This is a genomic window from Enterococcus mediterraneensis (assembly GCF_900604485.1).
GTDB classification, from domain to species: Bacteria; Bacillota; Bacilli; order Lactobacillales; family Enterococcaceae; genus Enterococcus_C; species Enterococcus_C mediterraneensis.
In genome coordinates this window covers 2,187,421-2,209,028 of record NZ_UWOP01000001.1, presented here as the reverse complement: position 1 = coordinate 2,209,028, position 21,608 = coordinate 2,187,421, and the positions used below count along the sequence as shown (strand labels likewise).

Here is a 21,608-nt window from a genome sequence, read left to right as displayed (position 1 = left end):
CCGCTTTCCTATGAAAAAAAGCAAGCGCCTTTCAAAATTTAATGAAAAAAGAACCTGATCGTAAGACAATCTGGCAACACCAAGTTTTTGACTCGGTGTTGCCAAGGGTATCTCTATCTGATCAAGTTCTTCTAAATCCAATTGAAAAATATTAAACTTCTAACAATTCTTTTTCTTTTTCGGCAGCGATGGCATCCAATTGTTTGATGCTGTCATCTGTCAATTTTTGCACGTCTTTTTCTAAACCGCGCAGATCATCTTCTGTGATGTCGCCGTCTTTTTGTTGTTTTTTGTAGCTGTCCATCGCGTCGCGGCGGATATTACGTACAGCGATCTTAGAATTTTCAGCTTCTTTTTTCACTTCTTTAGCCAATTCTTTCCGACGATCTTCTGTCAATTGAGGAATGACCAAACGAATAACGTTCCCGTCATTTGCCGGTGTGATCCCTACATCGCTAGTCAAGATCGCTTTTTCGATGTCTTGGATCGTTGATTTGTCAAACGGTGTGATCATCAACACACGAGCTTCTGGGATCGTGATGGAAGCCATTTGATTCACAGGTGTTGGTACGCCATAGTAAGTTACCATCACTCGATCAAGCAAGCTGGCATTCGCACGCCCAGCACGGATCTGTCCTAATTCCCGTTGCAGATTTTCTGCCGCTTTCTGCATTTTTTCTTTTGCTTCTGTCATTATTGCATCTGCCATTATTATTTCCCCCTAACTGTTGTTCCGATATTTTCTCCCATGATTGCCCGACGGATATTTCCCGGCTCGTTCAAATTAAAGACAACCAATGGAATATCGTTGTCCATACTTAATGAGCTTGCGGTGGAATCCATTACTTGCAGGCCTTTGGCGATAACATCCAAATGTGTCAATTCTTCAAATTTCACTGCGTTGGCGTCAAGTTTTGGATCAGCTGAATAAACGCCGTCCACATTGTTTTTCGCCATCAATATAACGTCTGCGTCGATTTCTGCGGCGCGCAATGCAGCAGTTGTGTCTGTTGAAAAGTACGGATTACCCGTACCGCCGGCAAAGATAACGATCCGGCCTTTTTCCAAATGACGTTCTGCCCGACGGCGAATGTAAGGTTCCGCGATTTGACGCATTTCGATAGATGTTTGGACCCGTGTTGGGACACCTTCATTTTCCAATGTATCTTGCAATGCTAATGCGTTCATTACTGTTGCCAGCATACCCATGTAATCGGCTTGCGCACGTTCCATGCCCATTTGCGCACCGATTTGTCCGCGCCAGATGTTGCCGCCGCCGACAACGATCGCCATTTCTACACCTAATTCATGTACTTCTTTGATTTCTTTGACGATCTCTTTGATAACAGGCGGTTTGATTCCGAAACCTTCTTCACCTGCTAGTGCTTCACCGCTCAGTTTTAAGACGACACGTTGATATTTTGTTTTAGCCATTATGATTCCTCCGTATTTCCCTACTACTATTGTAGCATATCACTTAAGTTATGCCAGTACTATCCTGACATAGCAGATATTTGCTTAAAAAAAGGGAGCGCATTATCCATGCGTTCCCAGCTATTCAACTGAATAGAAATTATTTTTTCACTTGGCTCATAACTTCTTCAACAAAGTTATCTTCACGTTTTTCGATACCTTCGCCAACTTCAAAACGTACAAATGATTTCACAGTAGCGCCTTTTGAAGCAACGTATTTTTCAACAGTCATGTCAGGATCTTTAACGAATGGTTGATCAACTAATGCGATTTCTGCTTTAAATTTCTTCAAGCGGCCTTCCACCATTTTTTCAACGATGTTAGCTGGTTTGCCTTCGTTCAATGCTTGTTCTGTCAAGACTGATTTTTCATGTTCTAATTCAGATTCAGGAATTTGTGTTTCGTTCACATAGCGAGGGTTGATCGCAGCTACGTGCATCGCTACATCTTTAGCAACAGATTCGTCAGTTGTTCCTTCCAATACAGTCAGAACAGCGATACGTCCGCCCATGTGCAAGTATCCGCCGAATGCTGCGTTATCGTCTTTTTCAACAACTTCGAAACGACGGAAGCTGATTTTTTCACCGATAACTTGAGTAGCTTCGATCAAAGCTGCTTCAACAGTACCTTTTGAAGTTTCAAGTTTCATTGCTGCGTCCATGTCAGCTGGTTTGTTTTCAGCAACTAGTTCAGCGATTTCTTTCACTAATTCTTGGAACATTTCATTTTTTGATACGAAGTCAGTTTCTGAGTTGACTTCAACGATTGCTGCTACGTTACCTTTTACAGCAACTGCAGCTAAACCTTCAGCAGCGATACGATCGCTTTTCTTCGCAGCTTTAGCCATACCTTTTTCACGTAAAAGATCGACTGCTTTATCCATGTCGCCTTCTACTTCTACCAATGCTTTTTTCGCATCCATCATACCTACGCCAGTCATGTCGCGCAATTCTTTTACCATTTTAGCTGTAACGTCTGCCATTTTAATTTCTCCTCCTGATTATTGGGATTTTTCGGGAGCATAGCCCGTTGTTTTCTTCTAAAAAAGCTGTTTCAAAGGAGAGTGAGGCTTGAGCGCCTAGCCTTTGAAACAGCTCCATCATTTAAAAATTATTCAGCTGATTCAGCAGATGCGTTGTCGCCTTCTACTACATCAACGATTTCTTCGATTGAAGTTGTGTTTTCTGTGTTTTCAGCATTTTCTGCTGCAAAATCTTCTTCTACGACTTGGTCTTCACCTTGATTGCCTTCGATGAAAGCATCAGCCATTTTAGCAGTGATCAATTTAACGGCACGGATCGCATCGTCATTTGAAGGGATCACTACATCGATTTCGTCTGGATCGCAGTTTGTATCGACCATCGCAACGATTGGGATATTCAATTTGTGTGCTTCTTGAACAGCGATACGTTCTTTACGTGGGTCAACGATGTACATTACATCTGGAATTCTAGGCATATCTGCGATACCGCCCAAGAATTTTTCAAGACGTTCACGTTCTTTGTTCAAGCCGACAACTTCTTTTTTAGGAAGAACTTCAAATGTTCCGTCTTCTTCCATTTTGTCGATTTGTTTCAAGCGAGCAACACGTTTTTGGATTGTTTCCCAGTTTGTCAATGTTCCGCCTAACCAACGATGGTTAACGTAGTATTGACCTGCACGTGTAGCTTCTTCTTTGATTGCTTCTTGTGCTTGTTTTTTTGTACCTACGAATAAAGCAACGCCGCCTTCTTCAGCTACGTTTTTCATGTAATCGTAAGCTGCATCTACTAACTTAACTGTTTTTTGTAAGTCGATGATGTAGATACCGTTTCTTTCTGTGAAGATGTATTTCTTCATTTTTGGGTTCCAGCGACGTGTTTGGTGACCAAAGTGTACGCCGGCTTCTAGCAATTGTTTCATTGAAATGACTGCCATTTGTGTTTCCTCCAGTTTGGTTTTATTTTTTCCTCTCTTGTCTTTCAACTCTTTGAAGAACTGAATAACAGCACCCCTTCGCAGATCGGGCAAGATGTGGATTTGTGTAAGTTTGTGACTCACACCTTTAGTAGTATACAAGAATCGTAATAGAATTGCAATGATTTTTTACTTGAAAAACGGTTACTAAAAACAGCTCCAAAAAGACAAAAACCAACGCCCATTGAGCCTCGCCTTCAGCAGGATCGTTGTATCTGCTGACAGGTGGCTCTCTTAACGTTGGTTGCTATTTTTCAAAATACTTCTTATATTGCATTGCTGCTGAATTCTTCAATTATTTAGAAAGACCTTGGGCAAAGTGATCCATCGCTTGTTTGACTTCTTCTACTTTGTCTTCTTTTAATAATGGCAGAAGTTTTGCTTGTAAGGCTTCAAAGTCTGCGTGAGTAAAGTTGTCAGTTTGTTGATCTGCGAAAGATTGTACTAACAAAGCTTTTGCTTCTTCGACCTTTCCTTCTTGAACACGTTCCAAAAAGAATTGTAAGAATTTTTCTTGATCTTGTTGTTTCATAGTGATCCGCTCCTTTTAACAAAATAATTTTTACAAATAAATTATACCCCTTTTTTCAGGATATAGGTATTTTGAACACTTCTGCTGCCATCAGTCGATTTGTTCGACAACTGTTTTTTTAGATGAAAATTCAAAATTTATGAATAAAAATTCGCTCATCCATCTGGGCAGCTTGACTAGTATTTGCTATGATGTTAAGAGAAAAAAGAAAAGGAGTTCAGCATATGCGCAAAGCAGACCGACACTTATTAATCAAACAGATCATCAGCAATCAAACGGTTCGTACTCAAGAAGAATTGCTTCGCCTCTTAGAAAAAAAAGGCGTTTCTGCTACACAAGCTACTATTTCTCGTGATATCCGCGATTTAAAGATCATCAAAGCCCCCGATGAAACTGGGCAAGCCCGTTTTGAAATTTTTCAAGGAGACCGCTTCGCTCAAGATGGTCAAGAAGAAGAACGCCGACTGATCCATATGATCGAAGATGTAGTGACCAAAGTTGATCGGGTCCAGTTTTTAACGATCGTCAATACATTGCCTGACAATGCGCAATTGATCACTGCTCTGATTGATGAGGTGGATATTCCTGAAAAAGTCACTACGCTTGCCGGATTTGACACAGTGATCATTATCTCTCGCACAGAAGAAGACGCGAAAAAAATCGAGAGATATTTCAGAGCACATATCTTAGCTTGATCCCAAGATAGCTCAAAGATAGAAAAATCGATGCCAAATCAAAAACACACTGACCGGTTATTCGCGGTCAGTGTGTTTTTTGGTATAAACTTTCTGATTTGAAAGAGTTTTTACATTTTATCTGGTGCGTGTAATCCCAACAGACGCAGATCTTCTTTCAGCAAGACAGTCACGGCATAAACCAATGCCAAGCGTGCTTCTTTTTGATCATCTTCAGCTAAGACTTTTGTTTGTGCATAGTACTTGTTGAAAGCTTGTGCTAATTTGATAGCGTGTTTTGCGATCACGGATGGTTCATATTTTTCCGCAGCTTGCAAGACTGTTTCTGGGTATTTTTGGATCAGTTTAACGATTTCCCAGCTGCTTTCGTCAGCTAATGCGTAATTTTTGTTTTCATCAGGAACGAATTGCGCTTTTTCAAGGATACTCATAGCACGAGCGTGAGTATATTGTACGTATGGTCCAGTTTCGCCTTCAAAACGAACGACTTCTTCTAAAGTGAAGTCAAAAGTATTCAAACGATCATTTTTCAAGTCATGGAAAACAACGGCTCCGACACCCACTTGTTTAGCAACTTCGTCTTTGTTTTCAAGATCTGGATTCTTTTCAGAGATTTGTTCTTTTGCGGAATCGATCGCTTGGTTAAGCACTTCTTCCAACAAGACGATCTTTCCTTTACGAGTAGATAATTTCTTACCTCCTTGAGTGATCAAACCGAAAGCGATGTGGTGCATATCGTCTGACCAGTCAAAGCCCATTTCCTTCAAGACAGCTTTCAATTGTTTGAAGTGGTAGCTTTGTTCGTTCCCTACTACATAGATAGATTTTGCGAAATCATATGTCCGTTTGCGGTACAACGCTGCTGCTAGATCCCGAGTGATGTATAACGTAGCGCCGTCTGATTTGCGGATCAAAGCAGGGTTCAAGTCATAAGCTGATAGATCGACGATTTCAGCACCGCGGTCTTCTTTTAATAGATGTTTTTCTTCAAGAAGATCAGTGATTTCATCCATTTTGTCATTGTAGAATGCTTCACCGTTCAATGAATCGAATTTCACTTCCAACATATTGTAGATCTTGTTGAACTCTTTCATTGATTCATCACGGAACCATTGCCATAATGAAACAGCTTCTTCATCTTTATCTTCTAGTTTTTTGAACCATGCACGTGCTTCATCATCCAGTTCAGGTTGCGTTTCTACTTCTTCGTGGAATTGCACATATAAACGTAATAATTCATTAATCGGTTCAGTTTTGACTGCTTCTTCTGAGCCCCATTTTTTATAAGCTACAATCAATTTACCAAACTGTGTGCCCCAGTCGCCTAGGTGATTGATACGGATTGGTTTGTAGCCGATCTTTTCATAAATGAAGCCGATAGAATTCCCGATAACAGTAGAACGTAAATGTCCCATAGAGATCGGTTTAGCGATATTAGGTGAAGACATATCGATAGGGACGTTTTTGTTTTCGCCGATATTCGCGTCACCGTAATGATTTTTTTCTTTCACAACAGCGGCCAAAACATTTTTGCTGATAACTTCTTTGTTCATGAAGAAGTTTAGGTAAGGTCCTACGACTTCGATTTTTTCAAAATCTGAAGGATCGATTTTTTCTGCTAATTCTGGAGCGATTTGTTGCGGTGCTTTACGATAAGCTTTGGCTAATGCGAAAGCTGGAAAAGCAACGTCTCCGTGATCAGCGGATTTTGGGTTTTCCAATAATTTTGCAACTTGTTCCAATGATAGATCGTCTTTCACGACATCATAAATAGCTTTAGCAACGACATCTTTGTTATTCATTTCTGTTCCTCCTTGATTGTTGAGTCTCTTTTGAAAGCAATAAAAAAAGCCCCCAGTGAAAACTATCACCAGAGACGAGATTACCCGCGGTACCACTCTAATTGTTCTATAAAGAACCTACTTAATCTTATAACGGCAGATGACCGTCTGCATCGCAGATTTTCCCAAGTGCGCTTCTCTTTTGCTTCCCTGTCCGGCTCTCACCTGCCCGAACTCGCTGAATGTTCCCCAAAAGATACTCTCTTGTTCAACAAATCATTTATTAAACTTCATCTGATTATAGCAAAAGTTCTTTTGAATGGCTAGTATTTTTCTTTTTTTTAAATATTCCTTTTAAATAAGCGTCTTTCATCGGGCCTAAAGGAGAAAAATCCACGATGTAAAGACGCTTATCTATAAATCAAATCCATCTGACGAAAGATTGATCTACCTAGTCTGCAACTACGATCGTACCATCTTCGTTGGTCAACAGATTCTCGATGTTTTCCAATGATGTGATGATCGCTTTGGCGTTTGGACACGCTTCAACAAATTGAATAGCCGCTTGCACTTTTGGCAGCATGCTGCCTGGCGCAAATTGTTTTTCTTCAATATATTGTTTCATTTCAGAAACGGTAACTGTTTCTAGTTTCTTTTGATCTGGTTTTTGATAGTTGACGTAGACATTGTCGACACCTGTCAAAATGATCAGCAAATCAGCGCCGATGATCTCTGCCAATTTTTCAGAAGCAAAGTCTTTATCGATTACCGCTTCTCGGCCTTCTAAGCCATGGACTGTTTCAACGACAGGAATTCCGCCGCCCCCAACAGAAACGGTGATCACACCCTGATCCACTAAACTTTCGATTACTCGTGCTTCTTTGATAGAGATCGGTTTTGGCGAAGCGACAACTTTGCGCCATCCGCGACCCGCGTCCTCTTTAAACGTAGCAGAAGTATCTGTCATCTGTTGTTTTGCTTCTTCTTCAGTGAAAAATGGTCCAACTGGTTTTGAAGGATCTTTGAATGAAGGATCGTTTTCATCAACAATGACTTGGGTAACAAGAGATACGACATCTTTATCGATCCCTTTTTCTTTTAAAACAGTGCCCATCGCATTTTGCAGCCAGTAGCCGATCGAACCTTCTGTCATAGCTACGCAAGTATCTAAAGGCATTGCCGGTGTTTTCTCGGAATCCGCCGCCGCTTGTTGGATCAACAGGTTTCCAACTTGTGGGCCGTTGCCGTGAGAGATGATCAATTCATCTCCTTGTTCGATAAATTTCACTAGATATTTCGCAGTTTCATTTAATGCTTGTTGTTGGGCTTTCGCTGTTGCGTCATCTGATAAGATCGCGTTTCCGCCTAATGCAACAACGACTTTTCGTTTTGCCATAGTGTAAGACACTCCTTTTCCGGTGTTTTTAAGAATGACAAAGCGAGCCAGCGCCTGTCGCTTGTTTTTACAAACCTACAACATACTGACCCGCTTTTGTTAAAGTAGTCTTTTTAATTAAACTCGGGGAATAAACAGGTTTCCAAGAGTAGCCGCCATGATAGCTTTGATTGAATGCATGCGGTTTTCTGCTTGTTGGAATTGACGAGCGTATTTACTGCGGAACACTTCGTCTGTCACTTCCATCTCAGTAATACCGAAACGTTCTTTCATTTGTTCACCATACACAGTGTTTGTATCATGGAATGCTGGTAAGCAGTGCAAGAAGATCAACCGGTCAGTGTTGTGTGTTTTTTCAACCATTTCCATATTGATTTGATAAGGTTTCAATAATTTGATCCGTTCTTCAAATTTATCTTCTTCACCCATTGATACCCAGACATCAGAATATAATACGTCCACGCCGTCTACACCTTTATCCACATCATCAGTGATCATCAATTGAGCACCAGATTCAGCAGCAAAGCCTTCTGCCAATTTTACGATTTCTTCATCCGGTTGTAATTCTTTCGGCGCTACGATACGCATATTCGTTCCTAAGATCGCACCAGTTACTAATAAAGAATTCGCCATGTTGTTGCGTCCGTCGCCGCAATAAGCTACTGTGATGCCTTCTACTTTGCCAAAGTTTTCTTGGATTGTTAAGAAGTCAGCGATCATTTGTGTTGGATGCCATTCGTCAGTCAAGCCGTTCCAAACCGGTACGCCTGAAAACTCAGCCAATTCTTCCACCATTTTTTGGCTGAAGCCGCGGAATTCGATCCCATCGAACATACTGCCTAAAACGCGGGCTGTATCTTCAGTAGACTCTTTTTTACCTAATTGGATATCGTTGGCACCTAGATATTCAGGGTGTGCTCCTAAATCGATCGCCGCTGTTGTAAAGGCCGCCCGTGTACGAGTAGATGTTTTTTCAAATAATAGCGCAATATTTTTTCCTTCTAGATAGTGATGAGGAATACCGCGTTTTTTCAGATCTTTCAAATGTTCAGAAAAATCGATCAAGTATTGTAATTCTTCTTTTGTAAAATCTTTCTCGGCTAATAAACTTCTTCCTTGGAATACTGAATCTTTCATAGTTTTATTCTCCTTTAGTTTGGGTAATTATTGATGCTGTCTAGAAGCGGACGTCCGCCCGCTTTTGAACAGCTAGTCGATTATTTCAAATCTTCTCGAATCAATGGTTGGCTCATGCAGCGTGGACCACCACGACCGCGAGACAATTCACTTGAATGAATCTCCAATACTTTGATGCCATAGCTGCGCAGTAATTCATTAGATACATAGTTGCGGTTATAAGTAACCACGACTCCTGGGGCAATCGCTAAAGTGTTGGATCCGTCGTTCCATTGTTCCCGAGGTGCAACGATCGCATCGCCGTTACCTGTTGGGATCAATACTAAATCGTCTAGATGCAATGCTTCTTTCAGTGTACCATGGAGATCTTGACTGTGGGAGATTTTGATATCGTCGCCATCAGCTTCCAAAGTGTACACATCGATTTTGCCGTCAGCATCTTGGATCGCTGGATGGATCGTAAACTTGTCATGATCTACCATTGTAAATACTGTATCTAAGTGCATCATTGCCCGGTTGTTCGGGATCTTGATCGCCAATACTTTTTTGAATCCGGCATTTTTCGCAAATAGATTACGAGCGATTTTTTCGATAGAACGTGCATGTGTCCGTTGTGAGATACCGATTGCTACAACTTCATGGCTCAATACCAATTCGTCTCCGCCTTCGATATGTCCATCTTCATCCCGGTCTAACCAAACTTCAACACCTTTGTTGGCAAAACGCGGATGATGATTCAAGATATAGGTCGTGAATAATGATTCGCGACGACGCGCTTCAAATGTCATTTTATTGACAGACATCCCATTTCCGATCGATGCGGAAGGGTCGCGTGTAAAGTAAAGGTTTGGCATTGGATCCATATAAAATGGATAGTCGGCATCATTGGAAAGGTCGAACAGTGAATGAGGCTTAACATCCAACTCATTTGTTCGAACACCTGCCATCACTTTGTCCACCATTTCTTGAGTGCCCATTGAAGATAGATATTCAAACAGACCTTGACGAACAGCCGCAGAATCGATAAAAGATTCATCCAGCATTCGATTCAAGAATTCTTCTTTGACATTACCGGCATCGATTGCTTCTGCCGCTAATTTTTCCAAGTATAACGTTTCTACACCGTTTTCTTGCAAAACTTGAGCAAATTCATCATGCTCAGCCTGCGCTACTGGAAGATAGGGAATATCATCGAACAAAAGACGTTCCATAATATCAGGTGTTAAGTTTTCTACTTCTTTCCCTGGTCTTTTCAGTAAGACGGTTTGTAATTTCCCTATTTCAGAAAATACGTGAATTGGTTTATCCATTTTCCTGCCTCCTTGTTGTTGATTACGGTATTAGCATAACGCGCCATAGTAAGCCCTTTCAGAAATATTAGACATTAAAAATGCCAAATATTTCACACTAATGACTGCGTTATTTATATTTAATCGTATTTATTCTTTTTTGTCAAAAAAAGCGATTGTTTTTATACAAAAAATAGCCAAAAAAAATATTTATTCAAATTATTTTTTTTTATGTATATAAAAAAATTTTGCTTTACAACAATTTTGTTATCGCTTACTGAATATAAATATTTTTCGTTTTTTGTATATTTTTTTATACAAATAATTCTATTATTCATTTTTGACGGACAAGGGATTTCTTTATTTATTTTCACTCAAAAGTTTATTTAATGGTCGTTATGCTAAAAAAACAGTTAGTATCTTTTTTGCTTTTTCCTCTTTACAAGCGGAAGCAAAAAAGTCACAATTGATAGTAGAAGACAAGGAAGAAATGAGGGATACAAATGTATGTCGATAAAACCGATTTTCAATTTTCTCGCTTGCGATATCAAAAAGACTTTGAACAGCTCACTGATGAGGAATTCAAACTTTTGAAAGGAAATGTCATCTTTCGTTCTTACAAAAAAGGCCAGATACTCTTTGATGAAGGAGATGCCAGGGATCGCCTTTATTATGTGACAAATGGGTTGGTGCGCCTTGAACGTTATGACGAAAGTGCGACTTATTACTATTATGATTATGTATCAAACAACAGTGTCTTTCCTTTAGGCGGAATTTTTCACGAAAAAACATATTGTCATAGTGCACAGGCGATGACAGACATCGAAACGTTCTATTTTCCAGCTCATATTTTTGAACAAGTTTGTCAAAACAACCCGAAACAGCTGATTTATTTAACTAAAAAATTAAATCAGATCATCGAAGCTCATCAACTGCGCTTACAGACCGGCTTGACTTCCAATGCCCATGACCGCGTCAAACAAAATCTCTACATACTGAAAAAAGAACTCGGGCAAAAAGAATCAAAAAATACCACCGTGATCCCGTTTCCCATCACGTTAAAAGAGCTGGCAGTCAACAGCGGGACCACACGGGAAACCGCCGGACAAGTGATCAAAAAACTGAAGCAAAGCGGTTGTTTGGATTACGACAAAAAAATTTTTACTTTTTATGAATAAATAAGATCCGCTTGTCTTTCGAGGATCCTGCAAACCAATTTGTAAACGGTCAGGATCGGCTCGATCAACAAGCGGATCTTTTATTTTTTAAAAAGATAAGCTGGGTGCAGCATTTAGATGCCAATCAGCAAAATGACGTTTTTTCAATTCGATATGAGCGGCTGCTCCGATCATGGCTGCATTGTCACCGCATAATTTCAATGGCGGAATCACCAATTCAACATTTGGAAGCTCACCGATTTTTTCCTGAAGACTTTCCCGCAGACCTTGGTTTGCCGCAACCCCTCCGGCTACGATCAATTGTTTGACGGGATATTTTTGACAGGCTTTGACTGTTTTTTCAGTCAACACGTCTACTACACTGGCTTGAAAACTGGCTGCCAAATCATTTGGCGAAAGCTCTTCTCCTCGTTGTTGCGCATTGTGGACCAGATTGATAAAGGCGCTTTTCAAACCGCTGAAACTGAAATCAAAATTATCTTCATGGATCATTGCCCGCGGCAGATGATAAGTATCTGCTCCTAAATGAGCCATACGATCGATTTCTTTCCCGCTAGGATAAGACAGCCCCAATACACGACCGACTTTATCATAGGCTTCTCCTGCCGCATCGTCGCGAGTTTCTCCGATGATCTCATAAGAGCCGTCTTCTTCCATATAGACCAACTCTGTATGCCCGCCGCTGACTAATAATGCCATCAACGGAAATTCCAATGGTTTAACAAAACGCGCTGCGTAAATATGCCCTGCCATGTGACTTACAGGAATCAATGGTAAGCCATTAGCCCAAGCAAACGCCTTTGCCGCGGAAATCCCGATCAGCAACGACCCTACTAAACCCGGTCCATAAGTCACTGCGACAGCTTGCAGATCTGAAGGCACGACACCGGCTTCACTCATTGCTTCATCGATACAGCTGGTGATTTGTTCTACATGGTGGCGGCTGGCAACTTCAGGTACTATACCGCCAAAACGCTGATGACTTTTTATTTGAGAAGCGATGATATTACTGCAGATCGTCTCTCCATTTTTTACAACTGCGACACTTGTTTCGTCACAGCTGCTTTCAATTGCTAAAATCAATTCATCCATTGATCGTTACCTCACTTTCTTACGCATGATCAATGCATCTTCCGTCGGTGCAGAATAATAATTCTTCCGCCGACCGATCACTTCGAAGCCGTTTGCCAGATAAAGATTTTGTGCGGAATGATTGGAAACCCGCACTTCTAAAAAAATCACAGCGGCCGTTTCACTGACTTGTTGAAACAACCCTTTTAATATCTTCCCACCATAGCCGTTTTTCTGCTGAGAAGATGCCACTGCAAAATTTGAGATCTCTACCTCATCAAGGACTTGCTGATAACCAATAAAACCTGCGATCTGCTGCTCTATTTGCAACAACAGGTAACGGCTGTGCTCTGCTGAAAGGTCGTTCATAAACTGTTCTTCTGTCCAAGGCGACCCTTGAGGATATGCCTCATCAGCCAACAAAAAAAGCTCAGAGGCCGTTTGCTGATTATCTTTTTTCTCATAAAGTATTACGTTTGGTTCATTCATTTATATATTTCACCATATCCAAGGCGTCTTCATTTGTTTCATCATAATAGCCGTTTTTGACCGCGCGGGAAACAAAGCCGACTTTACGATAAAGCCGCTGCGCTTCACGATTGCCCAATCTTACTTCCAAGGACAAACTTGTGCACTGATTTTTGATGGCATAGGCTTCGATCTCTTTCAATAAAAAAGTACCTAAGCCTTTTCCTTGGTACGCTGGCAAGATCGCGATATTCGTGATGTGTCCGTCACCATCTGAAAGACGGCAGCCGATAAACCCCACTAATCTTTCTGAATGTTCTACACAAAGATATAGATGCGGCAGTGCAGACAACAATTCTGAAAGAAACGCTGATCTGGTCCATGGGATTTTCCCATCATAAACCATACGCTGGACATCTATCAGTTCCTTAACGTCTTCTCGCGCCATTTTTCTGATCAAATAGTCATTTTCGCCGATTTTTTGAATCTGCATAGGATAGGTTTCTTCTTGCCTGAAAGGCAGACACTGAAGAAATGTTTTAAATTTTTTCAACATACTGCTCATCCCCTGGATCATGCGAGGTCAACCATTTTTCTTCCGCTTCTACCCGTTTCAAGTAATCCGGCAAAAAGCTGTCGATAGGTACCGGCTGTGCCGCCGCCCCTAGTTCTGCAAGAACGATCCCAGACGGATGATTCCATTCTGGTATTTTATTAAGGACAGCATTTGGCAAATTCTCGCGGATTTTTTCTGCAAATTTTACTACATCTGTGCCTACAAAAAAAACTTTTTGCTCAGTAAGTTTGGTCAGCAGCTGTTCCAAGGAAATGTGCTGATCCGGTAGAACGTTGACTAATTTTCCATCCTGCCACTGGTATGCTCCGGCATATACATTCCCGCGCCGAGCATCAAAAAGCGGAACGATCCAGCCATCTTCATTGCGACAATTGGCAGCAATCACCGCCAAACTGGAAACTCCTACTAATTCCGCAGACAATGTATCCGCTAATGTTTTCCCGGTAGTAACACCGATACGCAGCCCGGTATATGAACCCGGTCCTTGCGCCACTACGATTCTCGTAATATCTTGCGGTGTCCATCGAACCATTTTCATTAATTCGGCGATCGCGGGCATCAACGTCACGCTATGATTTTTATTTACAGCCGTTTGGAGCTGTCCAACGACTTGATCATCTTCCATTAAACCAACCGCCAACGATTGATTGGATGTATCGATAGCTAATATTTTCATCGAAATCTCATCCCTTCCAAAATACTTTCATATTTTATCATAGATTAGAGGGCTAAGCCAAACGCAAAAAAGTTTTCAGTTCTATTTGTTTTAGTTTCATATTTTATTTAAGCTTTAACGTTAAAAAGTTTAAATTTAACTACAAATCTATTCTATATAAATTTGCAATACAAAAAGAACGGAAACACAAACGAGAAATATCTCAGGTTGTGCGTAAACGACAGTATAGCTCCGTTATATTCTCTTCTTTACTTTTTCTCATCCGTACGTAAATCAGCAAATGTCTGCAATAGCATTTTTACTGCCTGATCAATATCCTTCTGTGATGCTTCCTTGTTTCGATAAATTTCGAAAGCATCAGCTTTTGCAAGCATCATTTTCCCCCAAGCAGTCGGAGAATACTTTGATTCAACTAAATCAATGGAATAATTGTACGCTTCTACTAATTTAGAGCGATCTGTTCTGTTAGGCATTTTTTTGTCTTTTCCAGCAAGATAAACTGCTCCCATAAAATAATTGTCTGTAGTTTCAGCGATATAGATACCTACTGCGTCTTCAGTAGAATCATCGTTAAGCAAAAAATCCGAGTTGTCTTTCAAAAATAGATAGAAAATTTCTTGAGCACCATTTTTGATAAGCCATTTTAAACTATCGCTAGCCAAGCTTGTAATAACTTCTAACTGAATGAATTTTTCTTTGGAATAGCCGAAGTCATAAGGAGCATCCATTCCTTCCTTTCCATTAGGACGAATACTTTTTGGAGTTGACAAAATCTCTTTACCTCTTAAATCAGCTCCTGCTTGTATGTAGGGATTCCATTTACATTCACTGAGATGTTTTTCTTTTCGGTAATTGTCAATGATCAAATGTGTTTCTCGAGAAATTTTTTGACTAACTTGTAAAAGTATTTCCTCACTAACCAGCTTACTTAATGAATTTACGTGTTCCGTGCTCTCCTTTCCAAAAGACGAACCACTTTCCTTTTTCCAATCCATGACCTTGTTCCCCTCGCTCTTTTTTCAAAAAATCACCTCCTTGCAAAATCGAGCAAGGAGGTGATTTATACATTCTTGATTTATCGCAATAATTTTTACAATACTTCTTTGCGTGATTTCATTGCAATAACACCAACAGTTGTTGTTGCAAGGATCACGGCACCTAAGGCAACCATTCCGGAATTTTCAGCTTCACCCGTCTTAGGCAATGTTGCTTTTGTAGCTGTAGCAGCAATTACCTTGTTACCTTTTTTAGCTGTTGGTGTTTTTGCAGCAATCGTAACAACAGCGGGTTTTTTAGAAGTTGTTCCAGTTTCAACTACATCAAATACACGATCATTCGTTTTATCTTCATCTGTATTATCATAAAAATCTTTGGCAGTTACAAACACACCCTCACCATTTTTAGCGCCGGTGACTACAAGATTATTCGTTGGATCATCATCTGTATTATCATAAAAATCTTTAGCAGTTACAAATACACCCTCACCATTTTTAGCACCGGTAATTTCAAGATTATTCGTTGGATCATTATCTGTATTGTCATAAAAGTCTTCAGATGTTACAAATACACCTTCGCCATTTTTAGTAGTAGTTACAGGATTTAATTTAAAATATTCTTCTTTAAGAACAGCTAATTGTTCTTCGCTTGGTTGTGTGGCTTGGCCCATGTGTGCTGCTGCTTTAGAAGCTGTTTGCGCTGCTGCAAGTTGTTCTGGTGAAGGTTGTGTTGCTTGACCACCTAAGTGTGTTTCTTGATATTCTGCTTTCAAATCAGCTAATTGTTCTTCACTTGGTTGGGTGGCTTGCCCCATGTTTTCTGCTTGGAACTTAGCCAATGCCTTTTCTTCTTCAGCAGCTGCTTTTTGTGCACGAATAGCTGAACCTGCATTGTATCCATCTGCAAATGCTTCAACATAATTGTCATTCTTGCCAGCTAAATCTGGAAGAACTGCCCCAGTTTCACCATAACGTTGACCATCATTAAATGCTTCGTTCGCTTCTTTAGCAGCTGCTGCTTTTGCATACGCTAATTTTTGTTCATAGATTTTTACACCTACATTATATCCTTTTGCAAATGCTTCTATATAGTTATTTGTTTTTCCTTCATGGGTCTTAGGTAGAGTTGCATTAGTTTCTCCATAACGATATCCATCTTGATAGCCTTGTTGTGCTTCTGCTTCTGCAGCTTGCTTCGCATACTCTAACTTTTGTCCATAAATTTGTGCTCCTGAATTATATCCATCTGCAAAAGATTTTACATACGCATCACTTTTTCCTTCATATGTTTTTGGTAATGTTGCATTGGTCTCACCATAGTGATAACCATCTTGATAGCCTTGTTTCGCATCAAGATTTTTTGTTAATCGTTCAGTTTCTTCTTGTTTGAATTCATCGTACGTTTTTGCATCTTCGGCTTTTGCTGCAGCTTCAGATTCTTTAGCAGCCGCTTGATCAGCAGCTAGTAATTCTTCACTTGGTTGGGTTGCTTTCCCCATATTTTCTGCTTGTTCTGCAGCTTTGGCAGCAGTCTGATCAGCAGCTAGTAATTCTTCACTTGGTTGGGTTGCTTTCCCCATATTTTCTGCTTGTTCTGCAGCTTTGGCAGCAGTCTGATCAGCAGCTAGTAGTTCTTCATTTGGTTGGGTTGCTTTCCCCATATTTTCTGCTTGTTCTGCAGCTTTAGCAGCGGTACGTTGTTGTTCTAGTACCTCTGTACTTGGTTGTCCGGCTGTGCCAGCTTCAGCGGCACTTACAGTTGTTGTTTGCACACCACTGGCAATACCTAAAGCAACTAATAGAGTTGTTGCTCCATAAACCCAATTCTTTTTTTTCTTCCACATTTTATAACGTTTGATTTCTTCCGATGCCGAAAGAGTACCCAATTGATTCTTTCTCATTTCAATTCCCCACTTCTATTAAATATGATGTGTATTTTTATACAACACTTATTATAACTTAAAAGAACTAAACAACTGTGTTCAAAAACCAACTGGAAATGAGCGTTTTTTGAACAATTTATTTTATTTTAATGAAATAGAAATGAATGATAAGAGTTATGAATTTATTAAAATAGCCATTGAAACAAATATTTTAAATATAAACGTCATTTATTTAATAATTTTTTAGTAGAAATGACATTTATAAAAAACTTTTGTAAAATAGAGCGTTTTCAATAACGCTTTATAAAAAATATATTATAATATTTTATACCTTAATACTTTTTAATATTAATATTTCCCATATTAGTTGTTGCTTTTTTGTGTTTTGTTCTTGTTTTAGTTTTTTCTAAAGTTTTTAGGAGGATCCATAACTATGAATTATCTGAGTAAGTACAATCAACTAAAAATCGAAATAATTGAACAATTAGATCAAATCAATCAAGAAATTTCATATAATGTTTTATGTTCAAGGCTCTCCAAAAATATGTCGGTCTCATCACTGTACACACTTTGCAAAGAATTGGAGTCTGATATAGCGCATGTTTATCCTCATCATAATGTGTATTTAAAAGTCACTCCGTCTACGATTCAATTAATACGATATTCTTCTACGTTGCTATATTTATATCATGCAATTTTTTCGTCTGATTTATCCTATAAAATTATCGAATCACTTTTTTATAAACGCTATTTTACGACCGAGGATTTTTGTTTCAAACAAGGAGTTAGCCTCTCCACATTAAGAAGAAAAGTCAAAGATCTAAATGAATTCTTGTACTCTTATCAACTACACATTACTGTTTCAAGCCGAGTATCTCTAAAACCACTTACCAAAAAAAAGAATGGAGAATTCAATATTCGCTTTTATCTCTTCTCTTTTCTATATACTGTGCACCGACAGGTTCAAAACATCCAATGGATTAGAGATAATGATAAATTACAAGATTTACAAAAAAGGATTTTTATGGAACTTGGAATTGAATTTACCGAAGGGACAACTGATGCGATCCTTTTATGGTTATACGTAATTCAAGTCTCTGCATTAAATAATCATAGTCTTCATTTTTCAGAAGATGAATATTTGCTTATTGATCAATTAGGTTTTTCAAAAAAACCTGATTATTTGATAACATGGACCAATGAAGATTGGTATTTTTTTAATATCGTACTCTGTTCTTTTGACCTCACTGGTCTTGTCATTAACAAAGAATTAATGATACCTTCTGAAGCAGAAGAAATAGTCCAAGATATCCATACAATCTGGTTAGAATCATTTGAAAAAGAATTTCATTTCCTATCAGCAGTTCAATCAAAAACCGCCTATCGTTATTTGAGAAAAAGATACATTCTACAATTGTTTTTTCCAATTAATGAAGTAACCATACAACAATTCAATTTTTTTAATAAAGCTGTTTTTCATGCAACGTATCCTTTATATTATAGAAAGTTTCAAAATATGTGGCAACATTTTGAAAATCTTTTATCTAAAACTAAACTCAAACTTTCTTACTTTGAAACTGAAGCTCTTTTGTTGAGTATTTATCTTGTACCACCAACTTTTTCTTTGCCGGATTTTAAAATCTACATTTTATCTGATTTAGGTTGCTTCTATGAAGTCTATGTGCGAGAACAAATATCTAATTCATTAAAAAGTATCGTAAATCTCAATTATGTAGATAATAGTGTAGAAGCAGACTTAACAGTCAGCTTGATTCCTCCACCTGTTTCCCTAGGGATCTCAGATGATGCACTATTCTTACTTAAAATGCCAATTAGCGAACGGGATCTATTGGCTTTATTTTCCCTTACTAAAAATTTAGTGAACACTCGCTATGCGCTTGATGGACTTGATGAAACATCAATTTTAGAAAAAATCTCTGATTCATAAATAAAAACTAAAAGAAAGCAGTACACCGAACTCACCATATCGGTATCACTGCTTTCTTTTAGTTTTTAGTCGATTCTCGTAATACTAATTTTGTGCCTAAGGTGATTTTTCTTGGGACTGGCGGTGTCTCCTTGGAAAGTTCCTGCAAGGTCGTCAACGCCAGTTCCCCCATCCATTCAGTAGGAACACTGATGGTGGATAATGCTGGAAAGACATATTTAGCGACACTGACATCATTAAACCCGATCAAAGAGAAATCATCCGGTACTTTCAGACCTTTTTCTTGGATCGCCCGCATGGCACCGATTGCCAGTGCATCACTTGAAGCAAAAAATGCTGTTGGGTGATCTGTTTGCGTCTCAAGATAATTTTTCATTGCCTGATACCCGCCTTCCACGGAAAAATCCGCAGAAAGATGGTAGTTTTCGTTGAACAACTTCAACTGGTTCATCCGCTGACGAAAGGCGATGAAACGGGGATCATCAATCTCGCTTTTGGACTCTTTCGTGTATTCGATCCCTGAAAGTATACCGATCTTGTCATGACCTTCCGCAATAAACTGATCGATCACCAAATCTACTGCTTGTTGAAAGTCAACTGTCAGAGAATCATAGCCTTTGCCCATGCCATCATAATCAACGAATAAAATCGGTTGATTCAGTTGAGCAAAACGTTTGATCTGTTTTTCATCAAATTTGCCTAAAGCAATGGTACCATCCGTCTTTGTTTCGGAAATTTGATCCAACGATTCCTTGACCAGACGAATGTTCAGCTCGTCTGCTTTATTTTCGATCCCTAAACGAATCGCTAAATAATACAAATCGGCTAATTCTTCTTCTGTTTCATACCATTGGACCAAGCGGAAAACTTGGTCCTCTTTTTTTTGCTTAGTTTTGTATTTCGTATAGTTCAGTGCCTCAGCCGCTTCAAATATCTTCTGCTTTGTTTCTTGTCCCACAGAAAGCTCGCTATCATAATTCAAGACGCGGGACACCGTCGCCGGCGAGACACCTGCTTTTTCTGCAATATCTTTTATGGTAGCCATTTTTTTCCTTTCTATAACTTGTCTAGGAAACGTTGAAACGCGGCCTGTCCTTCTTCATTTCGTTTAAATACGCCAGCGTCTTCCAAAACACGTGCGAAAACAAGACCAACTTCATCGTAAAGGATCTCTTCCGCATTTTCTTTTGTAAAAGTATGGGTTGATTTTAAAGTATCCGCCCATTCCACATGGTAATCAGCGATCTGATTTTCTTCGTCCAAAAGATATTTTTCCACTTCAACTAATTCAGTAGCTAGACGAGGCGGTAAAACAGCTAAGCCCATCACTTCGATCAATCCGATATTTTCTTTTTTGATATGCTGAACATCTTTATGCGGATGGAAGATACCGTCTGGATGTTCTTCTGATACATTATTGTCCCGCAATACCAGATCCATCTCGAACAGATCCCCTCTGCGGCGAGCGATCGGTGTTACAGTATGATGCGGCGTGCCGTCTTCTGAATAAGCTGACACTTGTACAGAAGGATCAGAATAACCTTGCCATTGTTTATAGATAAAATCAGCCGCTTCTACTAATTCACTAGTATTTTTCGATTGGAGACGAATCACTGACATCGGCCATTTGACGATACCAGCCGACACATCAGCAAAGCCATCTAAGGAGAATTCCTTTTCGATAGGTGCTTTTTCCATCGCGAATACATGACGGCCGCCTTGATAGTGATCATGTGAAAGGATCGATCCTCCCACGATTGGCAGATCCGCATTCGATCCGACAAAATAATGAGGCAACACTTCAATGATCCGCAACAAACGCTTGAAAGTTTCTTTGCTGATCTTCATAGGACGATGTTCCTCTGAGAGAATGATGCAATGCTCGTTGTAGTATGCATATGGCGAGTATTGGAAGCCCCAGCTTTCGCCATCGAGATTCATGCGAATGATCCGGTGATTGGTACGGGCTGGGTAATTGATCCGCCCTTGATAACCTTCGTTTTCCATACACAGCATACATTTAGGATATGCTACTGTAGCAGGCGCTTGATTGCGTTCAGCGGCGATCTGTTTGGGATCTTTTTCCGGTTTGGAAAGATTGATAGTGATCTCCAATTCGCCATATTCTGTTTCTACCGGAAAAATGATGTTTTTAGCGATCGCTCGTGTTTTGATATAGTCATTATTTTTACATAATTCAAAAAAGTAATCCGTAGCTTCTTGTGGTTCCTTTGCATAATGTTGCGCAAACAACGCATTGACCACAGAAGGCGGCGGTGTCAAAAGATCCATCAACTGTCCAGTCAGGATCTCTTTTTCCGCTACCGTATCTTCAATCACTTGATTTTCGATAGCTTTCTCCAATAAGAGATCCAATAATTCCAATGAAGAGTGCTGAGGCATCTGCACAACAGTCTCACCCAGTGCATCTTCTCCGATCAAGGCCAGCAGTCTGTTTTGAAGATAGATACGGTCCATATCCATCCAACCGCCAGCTTGGATCGCTAACGTAGTAAAGTCAAAAATCGTTTGACTGATCGACATATAAATTCC

20 protein-coding genes and 1 other annotated feature are annotated in these 21,608 nt (G+C 39.7%); of the genes, 3 read left to right on the top strand and 17 right to left on the bottom strand.

Annotated features, from left to right (window positions below):
- Positions 1 to 151 precede the first annotated feature (151 nt).
- The 5 genes from frr to EFB00_RS10920 all read right to left on the bottom strand — a co-directional run bounded on the left by frr (position 152) and on the right by EFB00_RS10920 (position 3,961).
- A complete protein-coding gene (frr, locus tag EFB00_RS10940; protein ID WP_122646826.1) occupies positions 152 to 709 on the bottom strand; it encodes a ribosome recycling factor in 558 nt (185 codons plus the stop codon).
- Positions 710 to 711: 2 nt separating this feature from the next.
- On the bottom strand, positions 712 to 1,434 hold the full coding sequence (pyrH, locus tag EFB00_RS10935) for a UMP kinase (RefSeq protein WP_122646825.1): 723 nt from the start codon (positions 1,432 to 1,434) through the stop codon (positions 712 to 714).
- Between the two features lie 139 nt (positions 1,435 to 1,573).
- The gene (gene tsf, locus EFB00_RS10930; RefSeq protein WP_122646824.1) at positions 1,574 to 2,455 is read right to left on the bottom strand and encodes a translation elongation factor Ts; all 882 of its coding nucleotides are present in this window, start codon (positions 2,453 to 2,455) and stop codon (positions 1,574 to 1,576) included.
- A gap of 128 nt (positions 2,456 to 2,583) precedes the next feature.
- Positions 2,584 to 3,390 carry a 30S ribosomal protein S2 gene (gene rpsB / locus EFB00_RS10925; protein WP_122646823.1) on the bottom strand — a complete coding sequence of 269 codons (807 nt, stop codon included), beginning with the start codon at positions 3,388 to 3,390 and terminating at the stop codon, positions 2,584 to 2,586.
- A gap of 334 nt (positions 3,391 to 3,724) precedes the next feature.
- Positions 3,725 to 3,961, bottom strand: coding sequence for a hypothetical protein (locus tag EFB00_RS10920; RefSeq protein WP_122646822.1), 237 nt, complete (start codon positions 3,959 to 3,961; stop codon positions 3,725 to 3,727).
- A gap of 224 nt (positions 3,962 to 4,185) precedes the next feature.
- On the opposite strand from EFB00_RS10920, the gene EFB00_RS10915 reads away from it, so the two are divergent.
- Positions 4,186 to 4,656 carry an arginine repressor gene (locus tag EFB00_RS10915; RefSeq protein ID WP_122646821.1) on the top strand — a complete coding sequence of 157 codons (471 nt, stop codon included), beginning with the start codon at positions 4,186 to 4,188 and terminating at the stop codon, positions 4,654 to 4,656.
- Between the two features lie 110 nt (positions 4,657 to 4,766).
- Here EFB00_RS10915 and argS read toward each other — a convergent pair whose 3' ends face one another.
- The 4 genes from argS to arcA all read right to left on the bottom strand — a co-directional run bounded on the left by argS (position 4,767) and on the right by arcA (position 10,280).
- The gene (gene argS / locus EFB00_RS10910) at positions 4,767 to 6,458 is read right to left on the bottom strand and encodes an arginine--tRNA ligase (protein WP_122646820.1); all 1,692 of its coding nucleotides are present in this window, start codon (positions 6,456 to 6,458) and stop codon (positions 4,767 to 4,769) included.
- Positions 6,459 to 6,525: 67 nt separating this feature from the next.
- Positions 6,526 to 6,718: a binding site (T-box leader), on the bottom strand.
- Positions 6,719 to 6,888: 170 nt separating this feature from the next.
- Complete coding sequence (arcC, locus tag EFB00_RS10905; RefSeq protein ID WP_122646819.1) at positions 6,889 to 7,833, bottom strand: carbamate kinase; 945 nt, start codon at positions 7,831 to 7,833, stop codon at positions 6,889 to 6,891.
- Positions 7,834 to 7,950: 117 nt separating this feature from the next.
- Entirely contained in the window at positions 7,951 to 8,970 is a 1,020-nt protein-coding gene (argF, locus tag EFB00_RS10900; protein ID WP_122646818.1) for an ornithine carbamoyltransferase, read from the bottom strand.
- 80 nt (positions 8,971 to 9,050) lie between these two features.
- Positions 9,051 to 10,280, bottom strand: coding sequence for an arginine deiminase (gene arcA / locus EFB00_RS10895; protein ID WP_122646817.1), 1,230 nt, complete (start codon positions 10,278 to 10,280; stop codon positions 9,051 to 9,053).
- Positions 10,281 to 10,762: 482 nt separating this feature from the next.
- On the opposite strand from arcA, the gene EFB00_RS10890 reads away from it, so the two are divergent.
- Positions 10,763 to 11,437 carry a Crp/Fnr family transcriptional regulator gene (locus tag EFB00_RS10890; protein ID WP_122646816.1) on the top strand — a complete coding sequence of 225 codons (675 nt, stop codon included), beginning with the start codon at positions 10,763 to 10,765 and terminating at the stop codon, positions 11,435 to 11,437.
- An 87-nt stretch (positions 11,438 to 11,524) separates the two neighbouring features.
- Here EFB00_RS10890 and tsaD read toward each other — a convergent pair whose 3' ends face one another.
- The 6 genes from tsaD to EFB00_RS10860 form a co-directional block, all read right to left on the bottom strand.
- Positions 11,525 to 12,529 carry a tRNA (adenosine(37)-N6)-threonylcarbamoyltransferase complex transferase subunit TsaD gene (gene tsaD / locus EFB00_RS10885; RefSeq protein ID WP_122646815.1) on the bottom strand — a complete coding sequence of 335 codons (1,005 nt, stop codon included), beginning with the start codon at positions 12,527 to 12,529 and terminating at the stop codon, positions 11,525 to 11,527.
- 6 nt (positions 12,530 to 12,535) lie between these two features.
- Positions 12,536 to 12,997 carry a ribosomal protein S18-alanine N-acetyltransferase gene (gene rimI / locus EFB00_RS10880; protein ID WP_122646814.1) on the bottom strand — a complete coding sequence of 154 codons (462 nt, stop codon included), beginning with the start codon at positions 12,995 to 12,997 and terminating at the stop codon, positions 12,536 to 12,538.
- Positions 12,990 to 13,532, bottom strand: coding sequence for a ribosomal protein S18-alanine N-acetyltransferase (gene rimI / locus EFB00_RS10875; RefSeq protein WP_122646813.1), 543 nt, complete (start codon positions 13,530 to 13,532; stop codon positions 12,990 to 12,992). The genes rimI (EFB00_RS10880) and rimI (EFB00_RS10875) overlap by 8 nt, the downstream gene beginning before the upstream one ends.
- Positions 13,516 to 14,229: a tRNA (adenosine(37)-N6)-threonylcarbamoyltransferase complex dimerization subunit type 1 TsaB gene (gene tsaB / locus EFB00_RS10870; protein ID WP_122646812.1), complete on the bottom strand. Its 714-nt coding sequence runs from the start codon at positions 14,227 to 14,229 to the stop codon at positions 13,516 to 13,518. The genes rimI (EFB00_RS10875) and tsaB overlap by 17 nt, the downstream gene beginning before the upstream one ends.
- A 248-nt stretch (positions 14,230 to 14,477) precedes the next feature.
- On the bottom strand, positions 14,478 to 15,224 hold the full coding sequence (locus EFB00_RS10865) for a hypothetical protein (RefSeq protein WP_164709467.1): 747 nt from the start codon (positions 15,222 to 15,224) through the stop codon (positions 14,478 to 14,480).
- 95 nt (positions 15,225 to 15,319) lie between these two features.
- Positions 15,320 to 17,125, bottom strand: coding sequence for an LPXTG cell wall anchor domain-containing protein (locus EFB00_RS10860; protein WP_122647093.1), 1,806 nt, complete (start codon positions 17,123 to 17,125; stop codon positions 15,320 to 15,322).
- 415 nt (positions 17,126 to 17,540) lie between these two features.
- Between EFB00_RS10860 and EFB00_RS10855 the strand changes: the two genes are divergently transcribed.
- Positions 17,541 to 19,055 carry a helix-turn-helix domain-containing protein gene (locus EFB00_RS10855; RefSeq protein WP_122646810.1) on the top strand — a complete coding sequence of 505 codons (1,515 nt, stop codon included), beginning with the start codon at positions 17,541 to 17,543 and terminating at the stop codon, positions 19,053 to 19,055.
- A gap of 58 nt (positions 19,056 to 19,113) precedes the next feature.
- Here EFB00_RS10855 and EFB00_RS10850 read toward each other — a convergent pair whose 3' ends face one another.
- Positions 19,114 to 20,100, bottom strand: coding sequence for a LacI family DNA-binding transcriptional regulator (locus EFB00_RS10850; RefSeq protein WP_122646809.1), 987 nt, complete (start codon positions 20,098 to 20,100; stop codon positions 19,114 to 19,116).
- Between the two features lie 11 nt (positions 20,101 to 20,111).
- Positions 20,112 to 21,599 (bottom strand): UDP-glucose--hexose-1-phosphate uridylyltransferase, encoded by a 1,488-nt coding sequence (galT, locus tag EFB00_RS10845; protein WP_122646808.1) that lies wholly within the window; start codon positions 21,597 to 21,599, stop codon positions 20,112 to 20,114.
- Positions 21,600 to 21,608 lie beyond the last annotated feature (9 nt).